This window comes from Cellulomonas iranensis NBRC 101100 = JCM 18110 (assembly GCF_001552375.1).
GTDB lineage: Bacteria > Actinomycetota > Actinomycetes > Actinomycetales > Cellulomonadaceae > Cellulomonas > Cellulomonas iranensis.
The window spans coordinates 1-23,355 of sequence record NZ_BCRB01000058.1 but is presented as its reverse complement, the minus strand read 5'-3'; the positions used below and the strand labels follow the sequence as shown (position 1 = coordinate 23,355).

At 75.3% G+C, this 23,355-nt stretch carries 20 protein-coding genes; 7 read left to right on the top strand and 13 right to left on the bottom strand.

All coding sequences use genetic code 11. The features are described from left to right. Window positions 1-558 (bottom strand): cohesin domain-containing protein (locus CS2_RS12505; RefSeq protein ID WP_070320239.1); only part of this gene is annotated, 558 nt, incomplete at its 3' end. A gap of 301 nt (window positions 559-859) precedes the next feature. Between CS2_RS12505 and CS2_RS12500 the strand changes: the two genes are divergently transcribed. Then, the gene (locus tag CS2_RS12500) at window positions 860-1,879 is read left to right on the top strand and encodes an AEC family transporter (RefSeq protein WP_070320238.1); all 1,020 of its coding nucleotides are present in this window, start codon (window positions 860-862) and stop codon (window positions 1,877-1,879) included. A gap of 182 nt (window positions 1,880-2,061) precedes the next feature. On the opposite strand, the gene CS2_RS12495 is transcribed toward CS2_RS12500, so the two are convergent. Further along, complete coding sequence (locus tag CS2_RS12495) at window positions 2,062-2,649, bottom strand: helix-turn-helix domain-containing protein (protein ID WP_233421174.1); 588 nt, start codon at window positions 2,647-2,649, stop codon at window positions 2,062-2,064. 65 nt (window positions 2,650-2,714) lie between these two features. Here CS2_RS12495 and CS2_RS12490 point away from each other — a divergent pair, with 65 nt between their 5' ends. Both CS2_RS12490 and CS2_RS12485 read left to right on the top strand, forming a co-directional pair. Next, window positions 2,715-3,707: an NAD(P)/FAD-dependent oxidoreductase gene (locus CS2_RS12490; protein ID WP_070320236.1), complete on the top strand. Its 993-nt coding sequence runs from the start codon at window positions 2,715-2,717 to the stop codon at window positions 3,705-3,707. A 168-nt stretch (window positions 3,708-3,875) separates the two neighbouring features. Beyond that, window positions 3,876-4,514 (top strand): class I SAM-dependent methyltransferase, encoded by a 639-nt coding sequence (locus CS2_RS12485; protein WP_082740194.1) that lies wholly within the window; start codon window positions 3,876-3,878, stop codon window positions 4,512-4,514. A gap of 363 nt (window positions 4,515-4,877) precedes the next feature. Here the strand turns inward: CS2_RS12485 and CS2_RS12480 are convergent, their stop codons facing one another. The 5 genes from CS2_RS12480 to CS2_RS12460 form a co-directional block, all read right to left on the bottom strand. Then, window positions 4,878-6,635, bottom strand: a complete 1,758-nt coding sequence (locus CS2_RS12480; protein ID WP_070320235.1) for a glycoside hydrolase family 35 protein — start codon at window positions 6,633-6,635, stop codon at window positions 4,878-4,880. Next, the gene (locus CS2_RS12475; protein ID WP_070320234.1) at window positions 6,632-8,596 is read right to left on the bottom strand and encodes a beta-galactosidase; all 1,965 of its coding nucleotides are present in this window, start codon (window positions 8,594-8,596) and stop codon (window positions 6,632-6,634) included. The genes CS2_RS12480 and CS2_RS12475 overlap by 4 nt, the downstream gene beginning before the upstream one ends. Window positions 8,597-8,713: 117 nt before the next feature. Further along, on the bottom strand, window positions 8,714-10,078 hold the full coding sequence (locus tag CS2_RS12470; protein WP_070320233.1) for an ABC transporter substrate-binding protein: 1,365 nt from the start codon (window positions 10,076-10,078) through the stop codon (window positions 8,714-8,716). Window positions 10,079-10,162: 84 nt separating this feature from the next. Next, on the bottom strand, window positions 10,163-11,074 hold the full coding sequence (locus tag CS2_RS12465; RefSeq protein ID WP_046529253.1) for a carbohydrate ABC transporter permease: 912 nt from the start codon (window positions 11,072-11,074) through the stop codon (window positions 10,163-10,165). Next, the gene (locus tag CS2_RS12460) at window positions 11,071-11,994 is read right to left on the bottom strand and encodes a carbohydrate ABC transporter permease (protein WP_046529254.1); all 924 of its coding nucleotides are present in this window, start codon (window positions 11,992-11,994) and stop codon (window positions 11,071-11,073) included. Before CS2_RS12460 ends, CS2_RS12465 begins: the two co-directional genes overlap by 4 nt. Before the next feature lie 216 nt (window positions 11,995-12,210). On the opposite strand from CS2_RS12460, the gene CS2_RS12455 reads away from it, so the two are divergent. Both CS2_RS12455 and CS2_RS12450 read left to right on the top strand, forming a co-directional pair. Beyond that, window positions 12,211-13,245, top strand: coding sequence for a LacI family DNA-binding transcriptional regulator (locus CS2_RS12455; RefSeq protein ID WP_070320232.1), 1,035 nt, complete (start codon window positions 12,211-12,213; stop codon window positions 13,243-13,245). A 128-nt stretch (window positions 13,246-13,373) separates the two neighbouring features. Next, window positions 13,374-14,153, top strand: coding sequence for an ATP-binding cassette domain-containing protein (locus CS2_RS12450; protein WP_070320231.1), 780 nt, complete (start codon window positions 13,374-13,376; stop codon window positions 14,151-14,153). Window positions 14,154-14,446: 293 nt separating this feature from the next. On the opposite strand, the gene CS2_RS12445 is transcribed toward CS2_RS12450, so the two are convergent. The 4 genes from CS2_RS12445 to CS2_RS12430 all read right to left on the bottom strand — a co-directional run bounded on the left by CS2_RS12445 (window position 14,447) and on the right by CS2_RS12430 (window position 19,039). Continuing rightward, complete coding sequence (locus CS2_RS12445) at window positions 14,447-15,523, bottom strand: GGDEF domain-containing protein (protein WP_070320230.1); 1,077 nt, start codon at window positions 15,521-15,523, stop codon at window positions 14,447-14,449. A gap of 344 nt (window positions 15,524-15,867) precedes the next feature. Next, on the bottom strand, window positions 15,868-16,191 hold the full coding sequence (locus CS2_RS12440) for a transcriptional regulator (protein WP_217997388.1): 324 nt from the start codon (window positions 16,189-16,191) through the stop codon (window positions 15,868-15,870). Beyond that, on the bottom strand, window positions 16,181-16,636 hold the full coding sequence (locus CS2_RS12435; protein ID WP_070320229.1) for a hypothetical protein: 456 nt from the start codon (window positions 16,634-16,636) through the stop codon (window positions 16,181-16,183). Before CS2_RS12435 ends, CS2_RS12440 begins: the two co-directional genes overlap by 11 nt. Before the next feature lie 105 nt (window positions 16,637-16,741). Next, window positions 16,742-19,039, bottom strand: a complete 2,298-nt coding sequence (locus CS2_RS12430) for an exo-beta-d-1,3/1,6-glucosidase (protein ID WP_070320228.1) — start codon at window positions 19,037-19,039, stop codon at window positions 16,742-16,744. A 291-nt stretch (window positions 19,040-19,330) separates the two neighbouring features. Here CS2_RS12430 and CS2_RS12425 point away from each other — a divergent pair, with 291 nt between their 5' ends. Further along, a complete protein-coding gene (locus tag CS2_RS12425; protein WP_046529260.1) occupies window positions 19,331-19,657 on the top strand; it encodes a hypothetical protein in 327 nt (108 codons plus the stop codon). 52 nt (window positions 19,658-19,709) lie between these two features. Then, window positions 19,710-21,476: a bifunctional 3'-5' exonuclease/DNA polymerase gene (locus tag CS2_RS12420; protein ID WP_070320227.1), complete on the top strand. Its 1,767-nt coding sequence runs from the start codon at window positions 19,710-19,712 to the stop codon at window positions 21,474-21,476. Window positions 21,477-21,525: 49 nt separating this feature from the next. On the opposite strand, the gene bsh is transcribed toward CS2_RS12420, so the two are convergent. Beyond that, a complete protein-coding gene (gene bsh, locus CS2_RS12415) occupies window positions 21,526-22,473 on the bottom strand; it encodes a choloylglycine hydrolase (RefSeq protein WP_070320226.1) in 948 nt (315 codons plus the stop codon). 127 nt (window positions 22,474-22,600) lie between these two features. Further along, the coding region (locus tag CS2_RS12410) for an alpha/beta hydrolase (protein WP_156442126.1) at window positions 22,601-23,355 on the bottom strand (755 nt) is incomplete at its 5' end.

Below are 23,355 nucleotides of genomic sequence, written 5' to 3'. Positions count from 1 at the left end.
GGAAGGCGACGGCGCGGGTGCGGTCGGGGCGGGCGGGGTCGGCGTCGGCGTCGGGGCGGGCGTCACGACGACGTCGAGCGACGCGACGTCCGCCCGGGTGTCGGTGGCGGCGTCGGAGCCGACGAGCGTCAGGTCGGCGAGCCGGACCGTCGCGGTGCCGCCGGCGAGGGCCGTGAGACGCACGGTCGTCGTGACGTCGCCCGTGAGCGACGGCGACGTGCCGAGACGCGTGTGCCGCACGGTGACACCGCCCGGGGCCGTCGTGACGTCGTCGAAACCGCCGGCGGGGACGTCGGTGACCTGGTCGTACGCGAGCAGGGCGGGGTCGAACGCGAGCGTCGCCTCGTAGGCGTACACGTCGGCGGCCGCTCGCAGGTCGAGCCGCACGTCGACCGACGCGCCCGCGGGGACGGCGGCGGTCGGGCCGGTGAGGGCGACCTCGTCGACGGCGGGCGCGGCGGCGGCGGGGGCCGCGGCGACGAGGAGCAGGCCGAGGGCGGCGACGGTCGCGTGCAGCGCACGGCGTCGCGCCCTCGTGCCGGGTGAGCGGTCGCGCATGGGCGGGTCCTTCCGGGGACGGACGGCCGACGCCGGAGATCCGGCGTGACCGAGGCGGCGCCCCCTGCGCCCGGGAAGGCTCGCAGCCGGACGTGTCGCGGGCGTTGCGTGCGCGTTGCCGCCGTCGCACCGCCGCGCGCGCGGTGTCACACGCGCGTGACGTGGTCGGACATCCCGGACGAGGTCGGCGCCGGGGCGGGCCGCGCCGCGCGGAGAGCCGTGCGCGCGACCCGACGGCTAGCGCTTTCCGAGGCGCGGGCGCCCCGTGCGAGGATCGACGCGTGACCCGGGACCCGCGTCGATGACCGCCGTCCTCACAGCGCTGGGCACCATGGCGGCCGTGGTCGCGCTCGGCTGGGCGCTCGGGCGGTGGCACGTGCTCGGCGAGCGCGCGGCGCCCGTGCTCGCGCGCGTCGTGTTCGCGGTCGCGACGCCCGCGCTGCTGCTGTCGACCGTCGCGCACGCCGACCTGCACCTGCTGGTGTCCCGCACGGCGGCCGCCACGTGGGCGAGCACGGCCCTCGTCGCGGCGACGGCCGCGCTGGTCCTGCGCGTGGTCTGGCGGCGCCCGGCCGCCGACGTCACGGTCGGCACGCTCGCGTCGTCCTACGTCAACGCCGGCAACATCGGGCTGCCGCTCGCCGTGTACCTGCTCGACGACCCGGTCGCGGTCGTCCCGACGCTGCTGTTCCAGCTGCTCGTGCTGGCACCCGTCGCGTTCACGGTGCTCGACGCGCACGCGGCGCGCGAACGGGCCGGTCAGGACGACGCGGCGCGGGACGGCGCCGTCGACGCACCCGACCGCGGGACGACGGGCACCGGGGCCGTCCCGGCCGATCCGGTGCCCGCGCGGCTCCGCGCCGCCGCCGTCGCGCGTCGCACGCTGACCAACCCGATCATCCTCGCGACGCTCGCCGGCCTCGCGCTCGCGGCCCTGCCGTGGTCGGCGCCCGAGACGCTGTACGAGCCGTTCCGGCTGGTCGGCGCGGCCGCGGCGCCGCTCGCGCTCGTGACGTTCGGACTGTCGCTCGCGGCCCCGCGCGGCACGGGGGGCCGCGCGCCCCGGCGCGACCTCGCGCTCGCCGTCGCGCTGCGGGCGGCGGTGCACCCGCTCGTGGCGTGGGGCGTCGGCACCGCGCTCGGGCTGCCGGCGCCCGCGCTGCTCGCGGTCGTCGCGATGGCGGCGCTGCCGACCGCGCAGAACGTGCTGGTGTACGCGATGCGCTACCGCCACGGCGAGGCGCTCGCGCGCGACGCCGGGCTCGTCTCGACGGTGCTGTGCGTGCCGGTGCTGCTGGTGGTGGCCGCGACGCTCGGCTGAGCCGGGTGACGGTGCCCCAGGCGCTCCGTCACCGGACCGCCTGGCGCGCCACGGACGCCCCGGTGATCCACGATCCGGGCGGCGGCCACCGCGAGACCGGGCTCGGTCCGCCGGGCCAGCCCTGCACCGGTCGCGAGCCCGGGCTCGCCCGCCGGCCGTCCCACGGACCGGACGGTGACCGGTCAGTCGCGACGCCGCGGACGCGCGCGCACGTGCATGCGCTCGCCCTGCGGCCCGTACACCGCGAGCACCTCGGTGGCGCCGTCGGACACGTTGCCGAGCCAGTGCGGCACGCGTGTGTCGAACTCGGCGGCCTCGCCCGCGGCCAGGTCGAGCTCGCGCCCGGCGAGCACGAGCCGCAGCGAGCCGGAGAGCACGTACAGCCACTCGTAGCCGTCGTGCACGCGGGGCTCGCGGTCGGTGTCGGCGTGCACGCGCGGCGGGTAGACCATCCGGAACGCGCGGGGGCCCTCGGTGCGGCGGCTCAGCGGCACGTACGTCACGCCGTGGCGGACCGTGGGGTGCGCGGGCACGCGCGGGTCGTCGCCCGCGGGGACGTCGACGAGCTCGTCGATCGTCACGTCGTGGAACCGCGCGAGCGGCAGCAGCAGCTCGAGCGTGGGGCGGCGCAGGCCCGACTCGAGGCGCGACAGCGTGCTGACGGAGACGCCGGTGACGCCCGCGACGTCGGCGAGCGTCGCGCCGCGCTGCTCACGGAGCGCGCGCAGCCGGGGGCCGACGGTGTCGAGCACCGCGTCGAGGTCGTCCACGGCTCCATTTGCCATGATGGCAACGGCTCTTGTCAAGACGGCACGACGCCGCGCAGGCTCGTGCCATGCCTGACGCACCTCTGACCCCGGTCGACGTCCTCGTGCTCGGCGGCGGCGCCGCGGGCCTGTCCGCCGCGCTGAGCCTCGGTCGCTCGCGCCGCACCGTGCGCGTCCTCGACGCCGGCGAGCCGCGCAACGCGACCTCGCCGCACGCCCACAACCTGCTCACGCACGACGGCACGCCGCCGTCCGCGCTGCTCGCCGCGGGCCGCGACGAGGTCGCCCGCTACGGCGTCGAGGTGGCGAGCGCCCGGGTCGTCGCCGCGCGGACGGTCCCCGCGCCCGGCCCCGCCGCCGAGCCCGCGTTCGAGGTCACGACGACCGACGACCGGACGCACCGCGCACGCCGGCTCGTGGTCGCGACGGGCATGCGCGACGTGCTGCCCGACGTCCCGGGCCTGCGCGAGCGCTGGGGACGCGACGTGCTGCACTGCCCCTACTGCCACGGCTGGGAGGTCCGCGACCGGCGCCTCGCGGTGCTCGCGACCGGCCCGCGCGCCGTGCACGCCGCGCTGCTGGTCCGCCAGCTCAGCGCCGACGTCACGCTGCTCACGCACGACGCGTTCGCGCCCGACGCCGAGCAGCGCGCCGACCTGGCCGCGCGCGGCGTGCGCGTCGTGCCCGGCCGGGTCGCGTCCGTGCAGGTCGAGGACGACGCCCTGACCGGGCTCGTGCCGGCCGACGGCGACGTCGTGCCGTGCGACGCGGTGTTCGTCGGGACACGCGCGGTGCTCGACGACGCGGTGGTCGACGGCCTCGGCCTGCAGACCACCGCGCTCGACTTCCTGGGCGAGGACGTCGGTCGCGCCGTGGCGGTGGACGCGACCGGCGCGACGTCCGTGCCGGGCGTCTGGGCCGCGGGCAACGTCACCGGCCCGCAGCACGCGCTCGCCGCGAGCATCGCGGCCGGCTCGCTCGCGGGCGCGCACGTCAACGCGTCGCTCGTGACGGCCGACGTCGCCGCCGCCCGCGCTGCCCGCGTCACGACCCGCCCCTGACCCCGGACCGCACCGCCGGCGCCGCCCCCACGTCGCGAGAGGGCGATCCAGCCCACCCCGGGAGCACGACACCCCCGCGAGAGCGCGATCCAGCCCACCCCACCCCACCGCGAGAGCGCGATCCAGCCCACCCCACCGACGGACCAGCTCCACGACCGAGGAGAGACCATGCACCACGACCAGCGCCACGACGACCTCGACGACCCCGCGGTGACGCTCGACCCCGTCTGGTGGGAGGAGCGGTACCGCACGCGCGGCACGCTGTGGAGCGGGCGGGTCAACGCGTCGCTCGCGCAGGTCGCGTGCGATCTGCCGCCGGGCACCGCGCTCGACGCCGGTGCGGGCGAGGGCGGCGACGCGCTGTGGCTCGCGGCGCGCGGCTGGCGTGTGACCGCCGTGGACGCCTCCCGCACGGCGCTCGACCGGGGCGCCACCGAGGCCGCCAGGCGCGGGCTCGACGTCACGTGGGTCGAGGCCGACCTGCGCACGTGGGTGCCGCCCGCCCGGTACGACCTCGTGACGTCGCACTACCTGCACGCCGAGGGCGGCCGGGGCTGGGGGTGGCTGGCTGACGCGGTCGCGCCCCGCGGCACGCTCCTCGTCGTGGGGCACGACCTGTCGGACGTCGACGGGCCCGTGCCGCGCCCGCACCTCGCGCGCCTCGGGCACACGGCCGAGCAGGTGGCGGCCGACCTCGACCCGGCGCAGTGGGACGCGATCGAGCCGCAGGTGCTCGAGCGGACGATCGAGCACGACGGGGTCGAGGTGGCCGTGCGGGACGCGGTGCTGGTCGCCCGGCGACGCTGAGCACCGCACGGACCGGCTCCCGTCGGCACCGACCGGCGTCGACCCGCCCTCGCCCGGCCCGCGACCGGTCCCGCCCGGCCCGACCGGCTCCGACGGCCCCCCACCCGGGTCCGCCCGTACCGCGAGACGCGCGGCCGACGAGACCGGGCTGACGTCAGCCTCACGGCGGATGAGCGACGTCAGCCCGATCTCGTCACGACCTCGTCCCACGGACCGGGACGGCGCCGGCTTGCTCGAGCGAGGGCCGGTCGACGGACCACGTCGGCCGGCGTCGGACGTCGACCGGCGGTCGCGTCGGACGTCGACCGGCGGCCCCGTCAGACGTCGGCCGACGGTCCCGTCAGACGTCGGCCGACGGTCCCGTCAGACGTCGACCGGCCCGAGCACGGGCTCCGCGACGCACCGCACGACCGCGTCGACCGCGCCGCCGAGCTCGAGGACCACGACCTCGTTGCGCTCGCGCACCAGCGGGCCCGGCACGTAGAGCGTGCGCGTCGGCATGGCCGACCAGTAGCGCCCGAGCAGCGTGCCGTTGACCCACACCAGACCCTTGCCCCACCCGTCGGTCGACCAGAAGTGGTCGACCCCGGGCTCGGCGTCGAACGCTCCCGCGAGCAGCGCGGGGCCCGCGACGGGCTCGTCGGCGGGCACGGGCGCGAGCCGGTCGGTCGCGGCCGCGGGCAGCGGGTCCACGAGCAGCGCGGACGTCGTCCACGCGGTGAGCTCGCGCACCGCGGTGCGCACGGGACCGACGAGCCCCTTGGGCTCGCCGATGCGCGGGCCGTAGTTGACGCGCCCCTGGTCCTCGACGAGCACCGTGAGCTCGCCCGCACGTGCCGGCAGCGGCAGCACGTGCTCGTGCGCGGTGCGGGACAGCACGCCGACCGGCTCGCCGTCGAGCAGCACGACGGCGCGGTCGCGCACCTCGCCGACCACGAGCACGCGGTCGTCGGCGCGCACGCGCGTGCGGTACACGACGAACCCGTTCCAGTGGCCGGCCTCGTCGGCCGTCGGCACGTGGTCCCACGCGCGCGGCACGCCCGCCACGACGTCGAGGAGCGCGGCCAGCGGCGCGCGGTGCGTCAGGGCGACCTCCCGCACCGGCGCGGGCGGACGGGCGTCCGGCAGCTCGTCGGGCACGGGCACGTGCCGCGCGAGCACGGCGCGCATCGCGTGGTACTTGGCCGTCGCCGCACCGTGCTCGGCGATCGGGGCGTCGTAGTCGTACGACGTCGTGATGGGCAGGTAGGTGCCCTTGTGGTTGGCGCCGTTCGTCAGCCCCAGGTTCGTGCCGCCGTGCACCATGTAGAGGTTGACCGACGCGCCCGCGGCGAGCAGGTCGTCGAGGTCCTGCGCGTTCGCCTCGGCGGGCGCGACGTGGTGCGGCAGACCCCACGAGTCGAACCAGCCGTTCCAGAACTCCATGCACATGAGCGGGCCCGTCGGCTGGTGCCGCCGCAGGATCGCCAGCCGCTCGGCCGCGCGCGACCCGAACGTCGCGGTGCGCAGCAGCCCAGGCAGCCCGCCGCGCTCGAGCATCGCGTCGTCGGCCTGGTCGCACGTGAACAGCGGCACCGTGATGCCGCCCGCGCGCGTGAGGTCGACGAGCGCCTGCAGGTAGCCCTTGTCGTCGCCGTACGCGCCGTACTCGTTCTCGACCTGCACCGCGACCACGGGCCCGCCGCGGTCCACCTGGCGCGCCGCGACCACGGGCAGGACCGCGTCGAGGTACTCGCCGATCGCCGCCATGAACCCGGGCTCGTGGCGCCGCACGCCGATGCTCGGGTCGGCCAGCAGCCACGCGGGCAGGCCGCCGTTGTCCCACTCGGCGCAGATGTACGGGCCGGGGCGCACGATCGCGTGCATGCCCTCGGCGGCCACGAGGTCGAGGAACCGGCCCAGGTCGCGCGGGCCCGTGAGGTCGAACTCGCCGCGGCGCGGCGCGTGGAAGTTCCACGCGACGTACGTCTCGATCGTGTTGAGCCCCAGCAGGCGCGCCGAGCGGATGCGGTCGGCCCACAGGTCGGGGTGCACGCGGAAGTAGTGCAGCGCCCCGGACACGACGCGGTGCGGGCGCCCGTCGAGCAGGAAGTCACGCTCGCCGATCTCGAACGTGCTCACGCGTCCGCCCCCGCGTCCAGCACGTGCGCGTCGTGCGCGTCGAGGTCCACGCGCCGCCCGGCGACGGCGAGCGACACGGGCGCGGCGGTGTGGTTGACGACGACGAGGCGGTCGCCGCGGCGCACGGCCTCGACCCCCGCCACCGGCGCGGCGAGCAGCGCGGGCACGCCGGCCTCGCGCAGCCAGCGGTCCGCGAGCGCGTCGAGCACGTCCCCGGCTGGCTGCGTCGCGACGTACCAGGCGGCGCCGTCGCCGTGCGCGCGGCGCGTGACGGCCGCTCCCCCGGCGGCGTGCCCGTCGGCGAACGTCGCGACGACCTGCGCGTCGTCGACCACCAGGACGTCCTGCCAGAGCGACGCGTCACCGGCGACCTCGCCGGCGAGGCGCAGCCCCGACCCGGGGCCGCCGTCGGGCCCGGCCGTCGGCGCGACCTCCTCGACGCGTACGCCGAGCGTCCCTCGCAGGGGCCCGAGGTACCCGCCGAGGTACACGTGCAGGTCCTGGTCGACCAGCGCGGTCGCGTAGGTGACGACCAGGTGCCCGCCGCCGCGCACGTACGCGTCGTAGGCCTCGAGGTGCTCGCGTTGCGCGGCGTGCAGCAGCGGCACGACGACCAGGTCGTACCCGGTGACGTCGGCGCCCGCGGCGACGACGTCGACCGTCACGCCGCGGCGCAGGAACGGCGCGTACCAGTCGAGGAACCGGTCGACGTAGTCGAGCCGCGCGGGCGTCGCGGGCTGGTCGAGCGCCCACCACGCGTCCCAGTCGAGGACGATCGCGACGCGCGCGTCGACACCCTGCCCCACGAGGTCGGACAGGCCCGCGAGCTCCTCGCCGAGCGCGACGACGTCGCGGAACAGCCGCGTGTCCTCGCCCGCGTGCGGCAGCATCGCCGAGTGGAACCGCTCGGCCCCGGCCGCGGACTGCCGCCACTGGAAGTGCAGGACCCCGTCGGCGCCGCGCGCGACGGCCTGCAGCGAGTGCGCGCGGTGCTGCCCGCGCGGGCGGGGCGCGTTGCGCTCGCGCCAGTTGACGGCGCTCGTCGCCTGCTCCATGAGCAGCCACGGCCGCCCCTGGCCCAGGCCGCGCATGAGGTCGCGCTGCGCGGCGAGCCGCACGTGCGCGGCCGGGTCGGCCGGGTCCGGGTAGGAGTCGTCGCTGACGACGTCGACGTGCCGCGCCCACGCCCAGTAGTCGGTGTGCGGGAAGAAGCCCATGAAGTTGGTCGTGATCGGCACGTCCGGGCTGTGGCGGCGGATCACCTCGACCTCGGCGCGGTGCAGCGCGAGCATCGCGTCGGAGCTGAAGCGCCGGAAGTCCAGGAGCTGACCGGGGTTGCGGAACGACGGGGCGGCCGACGGCACGCCCACCTGGTCGAACGCCGCGTAGCGCTGCGACCAGAAGTCGGTGCCCCACGCGCGGTTGAGCTCGTCGACCGTGCCGTAGCGGTCCTGCAGCCACGCCCGGAACGCGGCGACCGTGTGCACGTCGTACGACAGCGCGGCGTGGCAGCCGTACTCGTTGTTGACGTGCCACATCTCGAGCGCCGGGTGGTCGGCGTACCGCCGCACCACCTGCTCGACGAGCGCGAGCGCGTGCCGCCGGTAGTCCGGCGACGACGGCGAGTAGTGCTGCCGCGACCCGAACGCGAGCCGCACGCCGTCCTCGGTGACCGGGAGCGAGTCCGGGTACCGCTGCGCGAACCACGCGGGCGGCGACGCGGTCGCCGTCGCGAGGTCGACGCGCACGCCCCCGGCGTGCAGGCGGTCGAGCACGTCGTCGAGCCACGCGAAGTCGTACTCCCCCGGGCGGGGCTCGAGACGCGACCACGAGAACACCCCGACCGTCGCCGTCGTCACGTGCGCGCGGCGCATCAGCCGCACGTCCTCGTCCCACACCTCCTGCGGCCACTGCTCGGGGTTGTAGTCGCCGCCGTAGCGGATGCGGGGCTGTGCGGGCACGGGTGCGTCCTTCCGGGTGGTGCGGTGGTGCTCGGGTGGTGCGGGCGGGGCGCGCGAGGGCGAGGGGCGGGTGCGCCCGGCCGGCCGAGGGGGTGCCGGCCGGGCGCACCCGGCGGGTCAGCCCTCCTCGACCGTGTAGCCCTGCTCCTGGCCGTACGTGACGTTCTGCTCCTGCCACGCCTTGAGGCCGTCGTTGATGTCGGCGCGGTTGAGGTACGACTGGCCGACCGTGTCGGAGTAGATGCTGTTGGCGTAGGCCTGCCACGGCAGGTACTGCCAGCCCTTGCCGACCGAGTTCGCGGCGTCGACCAGCACCTTGTTGATCTGCTGCCCGCCGAAGTACTCCGACTCCTGGTTGAGGAAGTCGTCGGACTCGAGGTCCGCGACCGTGGCGGGGAAGCCGCCGGACTCCAGGAAGACGTCGATCGAGTCCTGCGACGAGTTCAGCCAGCGCAGGAACCCGGCCGCGAGCGCCTTGTTCTTCGACTGCTCGAGCACGACCTGCGCCGAGCCGCCGTTCTCCGCCGTGACGGCCTCACCGCCGTCGTACGTCGGCATGGGCGCGACGGCCCAGTCGCCCGACCCGCCCGCCGCGCCGGACTCCAGCACGCCCGGCATCCAGGCGCCGATGGGCAGCGACGCGATCGAGCCGTCGGCCAGCGCGGCGAACCACTCGTCGCTCCAGCCGGAGATCTCCGAGACGAGCTCCTCCTGCACGAGCGTGTTCCACGTGTCGGCCCAGCGCTGCGCGCCCTCGTCCTGCAGGTCGATCGTCACCGTCTCGCCGTCGACCTGGAACGGCCGGCCGCCGGCCTGCCAGATCATCGACGTGCCGAAGCCCGCGTCGCCGCCCGCGTCGTTGGTGATGTACTTCGTCGGGTCCGCGGCGTGCAGCTTGCGGCCCGCCTCGACGTACTCGTCCCACGTCGTCGGGACCGTGATGCCGTTCTCGTCGAAGACGCGCTTGTTGTAGAACAGCGCCATCGGGCCGGAGTCCTGCGGCAGGCCCCAGATGCCGTCCTGGATGGTCACCGAGCCCCACGTCGAGGCCGTGTACTTGTCCTCCAGGTCCGCGAACCCGTACTCGGTGAGGTCGACGAGGCTGCCGGGCAGCACGAACTGCGGCAGCGACTGGTACTCGAGCTGCGCGACGTCGGGCGCGCCGCTGCCGGCGGTGATCGCGTTCTGCAGGCGCAGGTTGTGGTCGGCGGCCGCCGCGGTGTCGACGAGCTTGACCTTGACGTTCGGGTACGCGTCCTCGAACGCGGCGACCTGCGCCTCGGCGGACGGCGTCCACGTCCAGTACGTGATCTCGCCACCCTTCTCGAGAGCCGCGTCGACCGCGTCGGCCGAGGCGTCGCCGCCCCCGCCGCCCCCGCTGCCGCCGTCGTCGCCGCCCGAGCAGGCCGTCAGACCGAGCGTCGCGACGAGCGCGACCGCGGCGAGCACCGCGCGGGGCCGCCGGTGGGTCCGTGCATCCATGGGGTGTCCTTCCACTTCATCGTGTGGGCCCGACGGGCCGGGGGGGTGGGGTGCCCGGGCGCACTCCCGCGCCCGGGACGCTCGTCACGCCTTGACGCTCCCGGCGGTGAGGCCGGACTGCCAGTAGCGCTGCAGGAGGAGGAAGGCGACGACGATCGGCAGGATCGTCAGCACCGACCCGGTGATGACCAGGTGGAAGATCGGCGTCGAGCCGACCCCGACCGCCTGCGCGTTCCAGTTCTGCAGACCGATGGTCAGCGGGAACAGCGCGGGGTCGTTGAGCATGATCAGCGGCAGGAAGTAGTTGTTCCACGTCGCGACGACAGCGAACAGCAGCACGGTGACGATGCCCGGCACCATCATGCGCAGCGCGATCGTGAGGAACGTGCGCAGCTCGCTCGCGCCGTCGACGCGGGCCGCCTCGAGCACCTCGGTGGGCACGGAGTCCTGCGCGAAGATCCACACGAGGTACAGCCCGAAGGGCGAGATGAGCGACGGGATGATGATCGCCCAGATGGTGTTGGTCAGGCCCAGCTCGGAGAACATGAGGAACGTCGGGACCGCGAGCGCGGTGCCGGGGATCGCGATGGACCCGAGCACGACCGCGAACACCGCGCGCTTGCCGGGGAAGTCGAACTTGGCCAGGCCGTAGCCGGCGAAGGTCGCGAGGACCGTCGCTCCCCCGGCGCCCACCACGACGTACAGCAGCGTGTTGGCGAACCAGCGCACGAAGATGCCGTCGTTGTAGGTGAGCACCTGCCGGACGTTGTCGACCAGCGCGAAGTCGTCGGCGAACCACAGGCCGAACGAGTCGAGCAGGCCGGGCTGCGTCTTGGTCGCGTTGATGACGAGCCACGCGAGCGGCACGAGCGAGTAGACGAGGAACAGCGTCATCGCGATCGTCAGGCCCGGCGAGCGGCGCACGGGACGGTCGGCGCGGGTGTCGAGCCGCGGGGCCGCGGCGCGGCGCAGGCGCGGGGTCGTGGCGGCGGTCATCGCGTGGCCTCCCGCTGCCCGCGCAGCTGCACGACGTAGGCGATCACGCCCGTGATCACGCCCATGACGATCGCGACGGTCGCGGCGTAGGTGACCTGCTGCCCGACGAACGACAGGTTGTAGGCGTACATGTTGGGCGTGTAGAAGGTCGAGATCACGTTCGGGACGATCGTGCGCAGGATGTTCGGCTCGTTGAAGAGCTGCATCGAGCCGATGATCGAGAAGATCGTGGCGATGACGATCGCGCCCCGCAGGGCGGGGATCTTGATGGCCCGGACGATGCGCAGGGGGCCCGCGCCGTCGATCGCGGCGGCCTCGTACAGCTCGCTCGGGATCGTCTTGAGCGACGAGTAGAAGATCAGCATGTTGTAGCCCACGAACTGCCAGGTCACGATGTTGCCGATCGCGACCAGGATCCACTGCGGCGTGAGCGGTGCGAGCACCTGGCTGCCGAGCAGGTCGTTGATGTTGCCGGCGAGGCCGAAGCGGTCGCCGTACATGAAGCCCCACATGAGGACGGCGACGACGCCGGGCACGGCATACGGCAGGAAGATCGCGATGCGGAAGAAGCCGGTGCCGTACAGCCGTGCGCTGTCGATCGCGAGGGCCGCGACGAGCGCGAGCGCGAGCATGACCGGCACCTGGACGGCGAGGAACAGCCCGACGCGTCCGGCGCCCTCCCAGAACTTCGCGTCGCCGAAGACCTGGACGTAGTTCTCGACGCCCACGAAGGAGCGCCCGCCCACGAGCCGGTCGCGGAAGAAACTGAGGTAGAGCGCGTAGAGGACCGGCGTGACGAACACGAACGCGAACACCGCGAGGAACGGCGCGGTGAAGAACAGGCCCGTGAACGAGCGCTGGGTCCGGCGGCGCGGGGCTGTCTCCGCGAGCGCCGGGGGCGGTGCTGCCGCCACGGACATCGTCGTCTCCCTTCGGCTGCCGACTCCTGTGTCGGCCACCCGTCGACGGTGTTAACGTCGACATCGGATGTGTTGACGTTAACATGGCCTCATCGAGCCGCGTCAACCGACGTGATCGAACCGTGATCGGACCGCGATCCGGACCCCCGGCACAGCTGCCGACCGGCGTCGCGGTACGGTCCCCCACGACGCCAGCAGCGACCGGAGACCCCCACGATGACGAGCGAGCCACCCGCCGCGGACGGCCGGGGCGTGTCCCTCATCGACGTCGCACGCCTCGCCGGCGTGTCGACCCAGACCGTGTCGCGCGTGACCAACGGCAGCCCCAAGGTCGCGCCCGGCACGCGCGACGCCGTGCTCGCCGCGATGGACAGCCTCGGCTACCGCCCCAACAGCGCGGCGCGCGCGCTGCGCCGCGGGTCGTTCCGCACCATCGGCGTCATCGTCTACGACCTCGCGTCGTACGGGAACACGCGGTCGATCGACGCGCTCGCCGAGGCCGCCGCGCACCGCGGCTACTCGATCGTCCTCAACCCCGTGCGCTCGACCAGCGAGTCCGACATCAGCACGGCGTTCACGCACCTCGACGAGAAGTCGGTCGACGGCATCCTCGTCATCCGCGACGAGCACATCCACCTCGAGAACTCGACGCAGATCCCGTCCGCGACGCCCGTCGTCATCCTCGACTCCGCCGCGCCGGGCGACCGGCCCGCGGTCGACGCCGACCAGCGCGGCGGCGCGCGCCAGGCCGTCGAGCACCTGCTCGGCCTCGGCCACCCCACCGTCCACATGGTCGGCGGCCCGACCACGTCCCACTCCGCCTCCGAGCGCGAGGCCGAGTGGGAGCGGCTGCTGCGCGCCGCGGGCCGCGACGTGCCGCCCGTCGTGCGCGGCGACTGGAGCGCCGCGTCCGGGTACGAGGCCGGGCGCACGCTCGCGGCCGACCCCACGGTCAGCGCGGTGTTCAGCGCCAACGACCAGATGGCCGTCGGGCTGCTGCGCGCGCTGCACGAGGCCGGACGGCGCGTGCCCGACGACGTGTCGGTCGTCGGGTTCGACGACATCGACGAGTCCGGGTGGCTGTGGCCCCCGCTCACGACCGTTCGCCAGCGGTTCGACGAGTCCGGCCGCGTGGCCGTGCTCAAGCTGTTCGAGGCCATCGAGTCCGGGCGCCGCGAGGGCAGCTTCGAGTCCGTGCCCACCGAGCTCGTGGTGCGCGGCAGCACCGGCCCGTACCGGCCGCGCGGCTGACGCGGGGCCGCCCGCGACCCGCGCCGGACCCGCGCGCGGATCATGGGATCTCCCGGCGCGGCCCGTACGTTGGGACCAGCAGGGCGACCCGGCCGGGCGCCGACGACGAGACGAGACGAGCAGCACGCATGAGCAGCACCCGCGCAGTCCTCGAGGCCACCGACGTCTGGGCCGGCTACGGCGGCCCGCCCGTCCTCGCGGGCGTCGACCTCACGCTGCGCCCCGGTGACGCGGTCGGGCTGCTGGGCCGCTCGGGCGTCGGCAAGTCCACGCTCGTCGAGATCCTCGGCGGCGGCATGCGCCCCGCGCAGGGCCAGGTGACGCTCGACGGCATCCCGGTCGGCAAGACCCCGATGCGCCGCCGCAAGGAGGTCAAGGCGCGCCTGCGCACCGTGCACCAGAACGGGCTCGCGGGCATCGACGTGCAGCGCACGGTCGAGCAGACCGTCCAGGACGCGTTCACCGAGGCCCGCAAGGCCGGCCGCACCACGAGCAACGACGTCGAGGCCGCGCTGGCCGTCGTCGGCATGCCCATCCGGTTCGTCACGCGCCGCGTCGGCACGCTCTCGGGCGGCGAGCGCCAGCGCGTCGCGATCGCCCGCGCGCTGGCCGCGCGCCCCGACCTGCTGCTGCTCGACGAGCCGCTGACCGCCGTCGACCCCGCGATGCGCGAGGAGATCGCGGGCGACATCCGCGACCTGGTGCGCGCCGACGGCATCGGCCTGCTGGTCGCGTCGCACGACGTGCGCCTGCTCGACCGCCTGACGTCGCACGTGCTCGTGCTCGCCGAGGGCGCGATCGTGGAGTCCGGGCCGCTGCGCGACGTGCTGCGCGACCCGCAGCACCCCGAGACGCGCGCGCTCGCCGAGGCCGTGCCCGAGGCGTTCGGGGCACGCCCGACCCGCTGACGCCCCTCGCCGCCCGCCCGCTGACGGACCCCGCCCGCCCCACCCCCACCGCGAGAGTGCGATCGAGTCACGTTCGCCGCGGCCAGCCGGTGCCACGAGGCGCACGCAGGACTGGATCGCCCTCTCACGCGCAGGGGGAGCGTGCGCCGTACGACCCACCCGCCTGCGCCGCCCACCCACGCCTCGAGAAGGCCCCCCCTGCCGCGAGAGCGCGATCGAGTCTCCTCCACCACCGCCGGCCGGGCTGACCCACGACCCGCACGCCGGACCGGATCGCCCTCTCACGGGTGGGGTCAGTGGCGCGTGGGGAGCGTGGCGCGCGCGGCGCCCGACGAGGGCGACGACGTCGTGGTGCCGTGGGTGCGGGTCGAGCGCAGCTCGCGCTCGACCTCCAGGAGCAGCAGTCCCGCGTCGGCCCACCCCGCGACCGACGCGGTGACCGCGACGCGCACGTCGACGCCGAGGTCCGCGCATGCGCCGTGCAGCCGCTGCCGCAGCGACGCGACGACCTCGCGCGCACGGTGCTCGTGGACCGCGGGCAGCAGCACGAGCGCCGCGAACGCGTCGCCGTCGAGACGGGCCACGACGCCGCCGTCGGGCACCGCGGCCGCGACGCGGTCGGCCAGCGCCCGCAGCAGCGCGTCGCCGGCGGCGAGGCCGTGCGTCGCGTTGACGTCGTCCATGCGGTCCACGTCGACCGCCGCGAGCAGGAGGCGGCGCTGCGTGCCGGGCAGCGCGTCGGACGCCCAGCGCGCGGTCGTCGCCACGAGGTGCGCGCGGCTCAGCGTGCCGGTGAGCGGGTCGCGGGCCGAGCGGTCGGCCACGGCCGCCGTGAGGGCCTGCACCAGGTCGGCCGTGCTCGCGGCGGACCACGACGGGCCGGGCACGAGGACGTCGTCGTGCCGGACCGCGGCGTCGCGGGCCATCGCGGCGCGCGCGGCGTCGACGACGCTCGTCGACGCGTCGAGCACGAGCGGCGACCAGTCGGCGACCTCCCCCACGACGCGGCGCGCGAGCACCGCACGGCCGTAGCCCAGGCGCCCGGTCATGACCTCGGTGAAGCGGTGACGCGTCAGCAGCCCCGCTCGACCCGCGTCGTCGTCGCGCACGACGACACCCTGGCACGCCGGTGCGCGGAACAGGATCTCGACGTCGGCGACCCGGTCGACCGCCCGCACGGCCCGCACGGGGACGGCGACCTGGCCGAGGCGCCGGGGCACGACGCCAGCGACGTGCGCGGTCGGTGCCGCGACCTCGGCGGCGGCGGTCACCCGGGGGCCCCGCAGCACCTGCGCGCCGACGGCGGACGGCACGGGCGGCACGCTGGACGGACGGACGTGGTGGGCGGGCGGTGCGGACGGGACGGTCACCGGGTCATCGTGCTGCTCCAGCCGGCCGGACGCGGTCCGGGTCGTCCGGTCGTCCGGCAAGGTTCGACCGATCGTCACCGAGCGGTCGACGGCTCGTCACCGGCCGTCGCGGCGACGCCCCGGAGCGGACCCCGGTACGGGGCGTGATCGCCCGCTCCCGGCGGACGGGTGCGCTGCCGGCGTCTCACGCGAGCGGGGTGGACTGAATCGACCTCTCACGCCAGCAGGGGTGGACTGGATCGACGTCTCACGCCAGCAGGGGTGGACTGGATCGACATCTCACGCCAGCCGGGGTGGGCTGGATTGACGTCTCACGGGGGCGGGGGGCGGGACCGACCGTCCGGTCATGGGGTGAGGCCCTCGGCGATCGCGCGGAGCGCGGCGACGTGGGCGGAGAACGCGCGGCGCCCCGCGGGCGTCAGGCGGAGCCACGTGAGGAGCCGCGCGTCGCTCCGGACCGACGACGGCGCCTTGCGCACGGCCGCGTAGCCCGCGTCGACGAGGACCTTGACGTGCTTGGACAGCGTCGCGTCGGACACGTCGACGGCGTCGCGCACCACCGAGAACTCGACCTCCTCGGCCGCGGCCAGCAGCCCGCAGACCCGCAGCCGGACGGGCGCGTGGATGAGCTCGTCGAAGTGCACGTCGCGCTGCGCCTCAGCGGACACGGGCGACCTGCCGCCGGAGCTGGGCGTCGAGGCGGCGTCCGACCATGAAGGTCGCACCGGCGGCGGCGAGCGCCGGCAGCGCCGCCCATGGGGCGAGCCCGCCGGCGGCGAGTCCGAACGAGATGCTGAGCAGCAGCAGGACGACCGCGAGGAGCAGCAGTACCCAACCCCAGGCGACGCCGCCGACCTTGGGCGGGCGGACACGACGCCGACGGTCGCGCACGACGGCGAGCACGATCGGACCCAACGCGAGCATCGCGAACAGTCCCGACCGGTCGCCGCCGAGGGCCGGGCCAGCGACGAACACCGCGACGAGGGCAGAGATCCCGGTCAGGTACCAGCCTGGCGACGCGACCCGCGCCGCGATGCTCGCGCGGTCGGCCTCGAGCGCCTCGAGCGCGGCGGAGGCGTGACGAGGGTCGGCGAGATCTGAATCGTTTTCCATGGCGGAAAGACTACGTCTCGCTTTCCAACACGGCAAGAGATGCGTCGCGGGATGCACGAGGGGCCGGGGCGGCACCCGCCGCCCCGGCCCCTCGACGACGTCCGGTCAGGCCGTGACCGAGAACCCCGCGCGCAGCAGGTCGCGGTCGCGCGACGACCGGCCGACCAGCAGCTCGAAGTCGCCCGGCTCCACGACCCGCGCACCCTCGGCGTCGACGATCGTGCAGTCCGCGACCGGCAGCTCGACGTCGACCACGACCGACTCGCCCGGTGCGACGTCGACGTGGCGGTACGCCTTGAGCTCCTTGTCCGCCCACGTCAGCGACGTCACGAGGTCGCTCACGTACACCTGCACGACCTCGTGCGACGGGCGCGTGCCCGTGTTCGTCACCGTGACCCGGGCGCGCACCACGTCGTCCCGGCCCAGCACCGGCTCGGCGACCGTGAGGTCGGAGTACTCGACCGTCGAGTACGACAGCCCCTCGCCGAACGCGAACGCCGGGTCCTGCGTGAGGTCGGCGTACCGGTTGCCGTGCTGGCCGCGCAGCTGGTTGTAGTAGACCGGCTGTTGGCCGACGTGCCGCGGGAACGTCACCGGCAGGCGGCCGGCCGGGTCGATCGTGCCGAGCAGCAGCTCGGCGATCGCGCGCCCGCCGCGCATGCCGGGGTTCGCGGCCCACACGATCGCGTCGGCCGCCAGGGCCGAGTCCGGCAGCACGAGCGGCTTGGACGCGATGACGACGACCGTCATGGGCGTGCCGGTGGCCGCGAGCGCGTCGAGCAGCGCGACCTGCCCGCCCACGAGGTCGAGCGTCGCGGTCGAGCGCGTCTCGCCCATGAGGCCGATCGTGTCGCCGACGACGGCCACGACGTGGTCGGCCGCCTCGGCGGCGGCCACGGCCTCCGCGATCATCGCCGCGTCCGGCTCGGCCGCGTGCATGATCGGCATGCGCGGCTGCCCGTCGGGGTGGAACTCGCCCTCGGGGTCCGGGCCGAGCCAGCCGATCTCGGCGCCCTTCGCGTACGTGAGCTCCCACGTCTCGGGCAGCAGGCCCCGCAGGCCGTCGAGGACCGTCTCGGTCATCTCGCGCGGGTGGCCCTCCTCGCGCATCCAGTCGACCTGGCCCGAGCGGCCCGCCCAGTCGCCGAGCTGCGCGTCGACGTCGTCGGCGTTGGGGCCGACCAGCGCGAGCCGCAGCGGCGCGGGCGCCGACCCGTCGGGCGCCGTGGCGCGGCCGTCCCGGTCGGACACGAGCCCGCCGCCCAGCGGCAGCACGCCCGAGTTCTGCAGCAGCACGAGCGACCTGCGCGTGACGTGCAGGTTGATGTCCTGGTGCTCGTCGGACCCGATGACCTCGGCCTGGCGGACCGGGTCGGGGCGGCGCGGGTCCTCGAACAGGCCCAGCTCGAACTTCACCGTGAGGATGCGCGCGACGGCGGCGTCGAGCTGCTCCTCCGACACGCGCCCGTTGGCGACGGCCTTCTGCACGCCCTCGAAGAACGACGGCGTCGTCATCACCATGTCGTTGCCCGCGGCGACGGCCTTGGCGGCGGCGTCCTCGGGGTCGACCGCGATCTTCTGCTCCCACACCATGCGCCCGACGTTGTCCCAGTCGGTGATGAGGGTGCCGGTGTAGCCCCACTCGCCGCGCAGCACGTCCTGCAGCAGCCACTTGTTGACGACGATCGGCACGCCGTCGGTCGACTGGTAGCCGATCATGAACGTGCGCGCGCCCTCGCGCGCGACCCGCTCGAACGGCGGCAGGAACCACGAGCGCAGCTTGCGGCGCGAGATGTCCGCCTCGGACGCGTCGCGCCCGCCCTGCGTCTCGGAGTACCCCGCGAAGTGCTTGGCGCACGCGAGGACCGCCGTCGGGTCGGTCAGGCCGTCGCCCTGGTAGCCGCGCACCATCGCCGACGCGAGCTCGCCCAGCAGGAACGGGTCCTCGCCGAACGTCTCGTTGACGCGGCCCCAGCGCAGGTCGCGCGTGAGGCAGACGACCGGCGAGAACGTCCAGTGCAGCCCCGTGGCGGAGACCTCGACGGCCGTCACGCGCGCCATCGCCTCGACCGCGGCCGGGTCGAACGACGCCGCCGCGCCGAGCTGCGTCGGGAAGATCGTCGCGCCGCGCCAGAACGAGTAGCCGTGGATCGCGTCGTCGGCGATGAGCAGCGGGATCCGCAGGCGCGAGCGGTCGACCGCGTCCAGCGCCTCGAGCACGCGCTGCGGCGACGCGTGCAGGATCGAGCCCACGTGCTTCTCGAGCACGAGGTCCTCGACGCCCGGCTGCGCGTCGAGCTGCAGCATCTGACCCGCCTTCTCGGGCAGGGTCATGCGGCTGATCAGGTCGGCGACCCGCTGCGGGATGGGCAGCGACGGGTCCTGGTAGGGGAGCGTGTCCACGGGGTCCTCTTCGACGTTCGGATCGATACGACCTGGCTGCTCCCGACGCTAACGCAGGAGACCTACCGTGCGGAAACCGTCGGATCCGCCGCACGGCAGCACCCGCGCGCGCACCGTTCGTGGCCCGCACGGGTCACGCGCCGCCGCACGTCACCCGATCGCGACGTATCTCACCCGCTCCGCCACCCCCCTGTGTCGGCGGGGCCGGATAGCGTCCCTCGCGACCCGGCCACCGCCGCGGTCGGGCAGGGGCAGGGCCACCACGACGGCGACCACCGAGGGACGGCAACCATGCGCGAGTCCGGGGCGACACCCGTGCTGACGTCGGCGGAGTGCGTGCTCGTGCACACCGCGGCCACCGTCGCGACGACCGTGCACCGCGACGGCGAGCACCTGGTGGTCCACTTCCTGCAGGACGTCGGCGTCACCCGGCGGCAGTGGCCGTGCCACCTCGTCACCGCGGCGCTGCGGACGCCCGGCGTCGTGCGCGGCGACGACGACGTGCAGCTCCTCATCGACCCCGACACGACCGACCTCGTCGCGACGCTCGACGGGCACGACGGCGGGACGCTGCTCGCGGTGCCCGGCGCCGCGGTCCGGGCGGCGCTCGCGCGCTGAGCCCCCGCTGGCACCGGGCGCCCGGTGTCGGTGGTCCGCGCGAGGATGAGCCGTGCCCGCGTCCGTCCTGCTCACCCGTGACGCGTCCGCGCGCACCGTCACGCTGACGTCGCTCGACGCGGACGCCCGGCCGACCGGCGCCCGGACGGTCGGCGTCGACGCGTGGGTCGACGCCGTCGCCGCCGCCGAGGCCGAGTCCCGTCCACGCTGGGTGTGGGACGACACGCGCCGCTGGGCCCCGGACCTGCTGCGCGCGGGCGTGCGCGTCGAGCGCTGCCACGACCTGCGCCTGTGCCACGCGATCCTGCGCCACGCGAGCGCCGCCGCCGGGTCGTCGCTGCAGACGGCACCGCCCGGCCCGTTCGACGTGCCGCCGCCCGACGAGCCGCCGCCCCACGAGCCCGACCTGCTTGACGCGCTGCGCGAGCTCGACGAGCAGGACGACGCGCGCGCCGCGACGCCCCCGCCCGCGTCGGCGCCCACGCCCGGCACCGCCGGGACGCCCGACGAGGCGTCCGCGGAGGCGTCCACGGGGGCGTCCGCGGCCGCGCTGCTCGCCGAGCTGCACGCGCAGCTGGCCGCCGTCGCGGGGTCGAGCGCTCCCGGGCGGCTGCGGCTGCTGCTCGCGGCCGAGTCGGGCGGCGCGCTCGTCGCCGCCGAGATGCAGCACGACGGCCTGCCGTGGGACCCGGTGCGGCACGACGCGCTGCTCACCGCGCTCGTCGGCCCGCGGCCCGTGGGCGGCGGCCGGCCGCGGCGGCTCGAGGAGCTCGCGGCGACGGTCCGCACGCTGCTCGACGACCCGCGCCTCAACCCCGACTCGCAGCCGCACCTGCTCGCGTCGCTGCGCCGCCAGGGGTTCTCGCTCGCGTCGACCAGCAAGTGGGAGGTCCGCGAGCTCGACCACCCCGTGGTCGAGCCGCTGCTGGAGTACAAGCGGCTGTCGCGGCTGCTGAGCGCGAACGGCTGGGCGTGGCTCGACGCGTGGGTGCACGACGGCCGGTTCCGGCCCACCTACGTCGTCGGCGGCGTGGTCACGGGACGCTGGGCGACCGACGGCGGCGGCGCGCTGCAGCTGCCCGTGTCGCTGCGGGCGGCCGCGCACGCCGACCCCGGGTGGCGGCTCGTCGTCGCGGACGCCGCCCAGCTCGAGCCGCGCGTGCTGGCCGCGATGTCGGGCGACCGCGCGATGTCCGACGCCGCGCGCGCGAGCGACCTGTACCAGGGCATCGCCGACGCGGGGATCGTCGCGACCCGCACCGACGCCAAGTACGCGTTGTTGGGGGCGATCTACGGCGCGACGACGGGCGCGAGCGCGATGCTCATGCCGCGCCTGACGCGCGCGTACCCGCAGGCGGTCGCGCTGGTCGAGGACGCGGCGCGCGCGGGCGAGCGCGGCGAGATGGTCTCGACGTGGCTGGGGCGCACGTCGCCGCCCGCGAGCGCGGGGTTCCTCGACCGGCTGGGCGCGGCGGGCGCCGAGGGCGCGGACGTCGAGGACGTGCGGGACGTGCGCCGCCGCGCCCGCGACCGCGGGCGGTTCACGCGCAACTTCGTCGTGCAGGGCACCGCCGCGGAGTGGGCGCTGTGCTGGCTGGCCGCGTTGCGCCGCCGCCTGCGCGGCATCGGCGACGGGCGCGCCCACCTGGCGTACTTCCTGCACGACGAGGTCGTGGTGCACTCCCCCGCGCAGGACGCCGCGCAGGTGGCGGACGCCGTGCGCGCGGCCGCCGACGAGGCTGGCCGCCTGCTGTTCGGCGACTACCCGGTGGAGTTCGCGCTCGACCTGTCGGTCGTGGAGTCGTACGCCGACGCGTGAGCGGCGGGAGGCCGCGCACGCGCCGGCGTACGACGCCCGTGGGGCGACCTCACACCACGACCAGCTCGCCGCCGGCGGGCGCGTGGTCGGCGAGCGCGACGCTGCGGATCGTCAGGTCGTCGTACGTGTACCAGTAGTACGTCGACGTGCGGGACGAGAACAGGCCCGTGTAGATCGTGATCTCGAACTCGCCGGACTCCATCGCGGCGCTGCCGTCGAGCATCGCGACCTGCTGCAGCGTGCGGAACGCGCGCACCACGTTCTCCTCCTCGGAGTCGCGCACCGGGTGGTGGGCGTGCGCGTAGGCGGCGCGCACGAACCTGGACGGCGAGGAGTAGTCGCCCGGGATGCCGCGCATGTGGGCCCCGGAGCCGAAGGGGTGCAGCCGCGCGCGCGTGAGCGCGACCTCCTCGGGGTACGCGGGCGACGCGTTGAGGTAGTTGCGCAGGTTCTCGTGGTGCCACCCGAAGCCGGGCTGGTTGGTCAGCACGTCGACGTCGTCGTCGTGCACGTGCAGGCCGTCGGCGGTCTGCTCGAGGACGATCGCGCGGTCGGCGTCGCCGACGATCCAGTGCAGCATCGAGCTGGGGAACCGGTCGTTGATCGGCTTGTCCACGATCACCAGGTCCTGCGCCGCCGCGGCGACCTCGTCGACGCTCGAGAACTGCGAGCACACCCACAGCGGCAGCTCGTACGCGGCGACGTTGGTCGCGCCGTCGCGCGGCCCCGGCGCGTAGTCCGCGTAGCCGGGGAAGTTGAGGCCCGCGACGGCGAGCCCGGCGTCGTTGCCGCAGTCGAAGTACAGGGGCACGCCCTCCTCGACGATGCCCATGCCGATGACGGCGTGCCGCACGTCCGGCACCGCGCCGAACGGCGACCTCGGCGCGTAGCCGGTGGGCGTGACCACGACGCGCTGGCCGTAGCCCGTGGTCCAGTCGAGGTTGCGGGCGAGGTAGCCGTGCCCCTCGGCGTCGGTGAAGCGGATCCCTGTGCACATGACGAGCCCCCGTCGTCGTCGGCCGTGGGGCGGTGCGGCGGCACGCCTCGTCGTCGCGCCCTGCCCCCTTGTCCCCAGCATCGACCCGGTGCGGGGACGCGGCACGTCGGGGGCGTCGCCGCGCTGGTCAGCCGCGGTCCACCGCGACGAGCAGGTCGAGGCTCGCGCGGACGATCGCGGTCTGCGCCTGCGCGCGCGGGACGCCGGGCTCGCCGTCGCCCGGCTGCGGCCCGTAGTCGGCGAAGGACGCGTGGACGGCGCCGTCGACCTGCGTGAACGTCGTGCCGGCCGGCAGGTGGGCACGTGACGCGTCGACATCGGCGGGGGTCGTGAGCCCGTCGCGCGACCCGGAGACGGACGCGACGACGAGGTCGGCCCCGCTCATGTCGCCGAGCGGGTACGACGCGTGCAGCAGCAGGCCGTCGACGTCGTCGTGCGTGGCGGCGAAGGACGCCGCGGCGACGCCGCCGAGCGAGTGCCCGCCGACCGCCCAGCGCGCGACGTCGGGGAACGCGGCGATCGCGCCGGCGGACTGCTGCGGCGAGGTCAGGGCGATGCCGAGGGGCTCCTTGAGCGCGACGACGAGGTAGCCCCGCTCGGCGAGGGGGCGCAGCACGGCGGCGGTCGCGCGCACGTCGACGCGCGCACCGGGCGAGTACACGAGGCCGGTCGTGGGCGACGTGCCGCGCGGGACGAACGCGTACCAGCCGGCGTGCTCCTGCACGTCGACGGTCGCGTCGGGCCGCAGGGCGGCGAGCGCGGCGTCGGTGGCGCCGAACGGGCGCAGCCACGCGGCGGCGACCGCGAGCACCGCGAGCACGAGGTACCCGAGGCCCGCGCCGAGGCCGACGACCACGCGGCGGGCGCCGCGGCGCCCCGGCC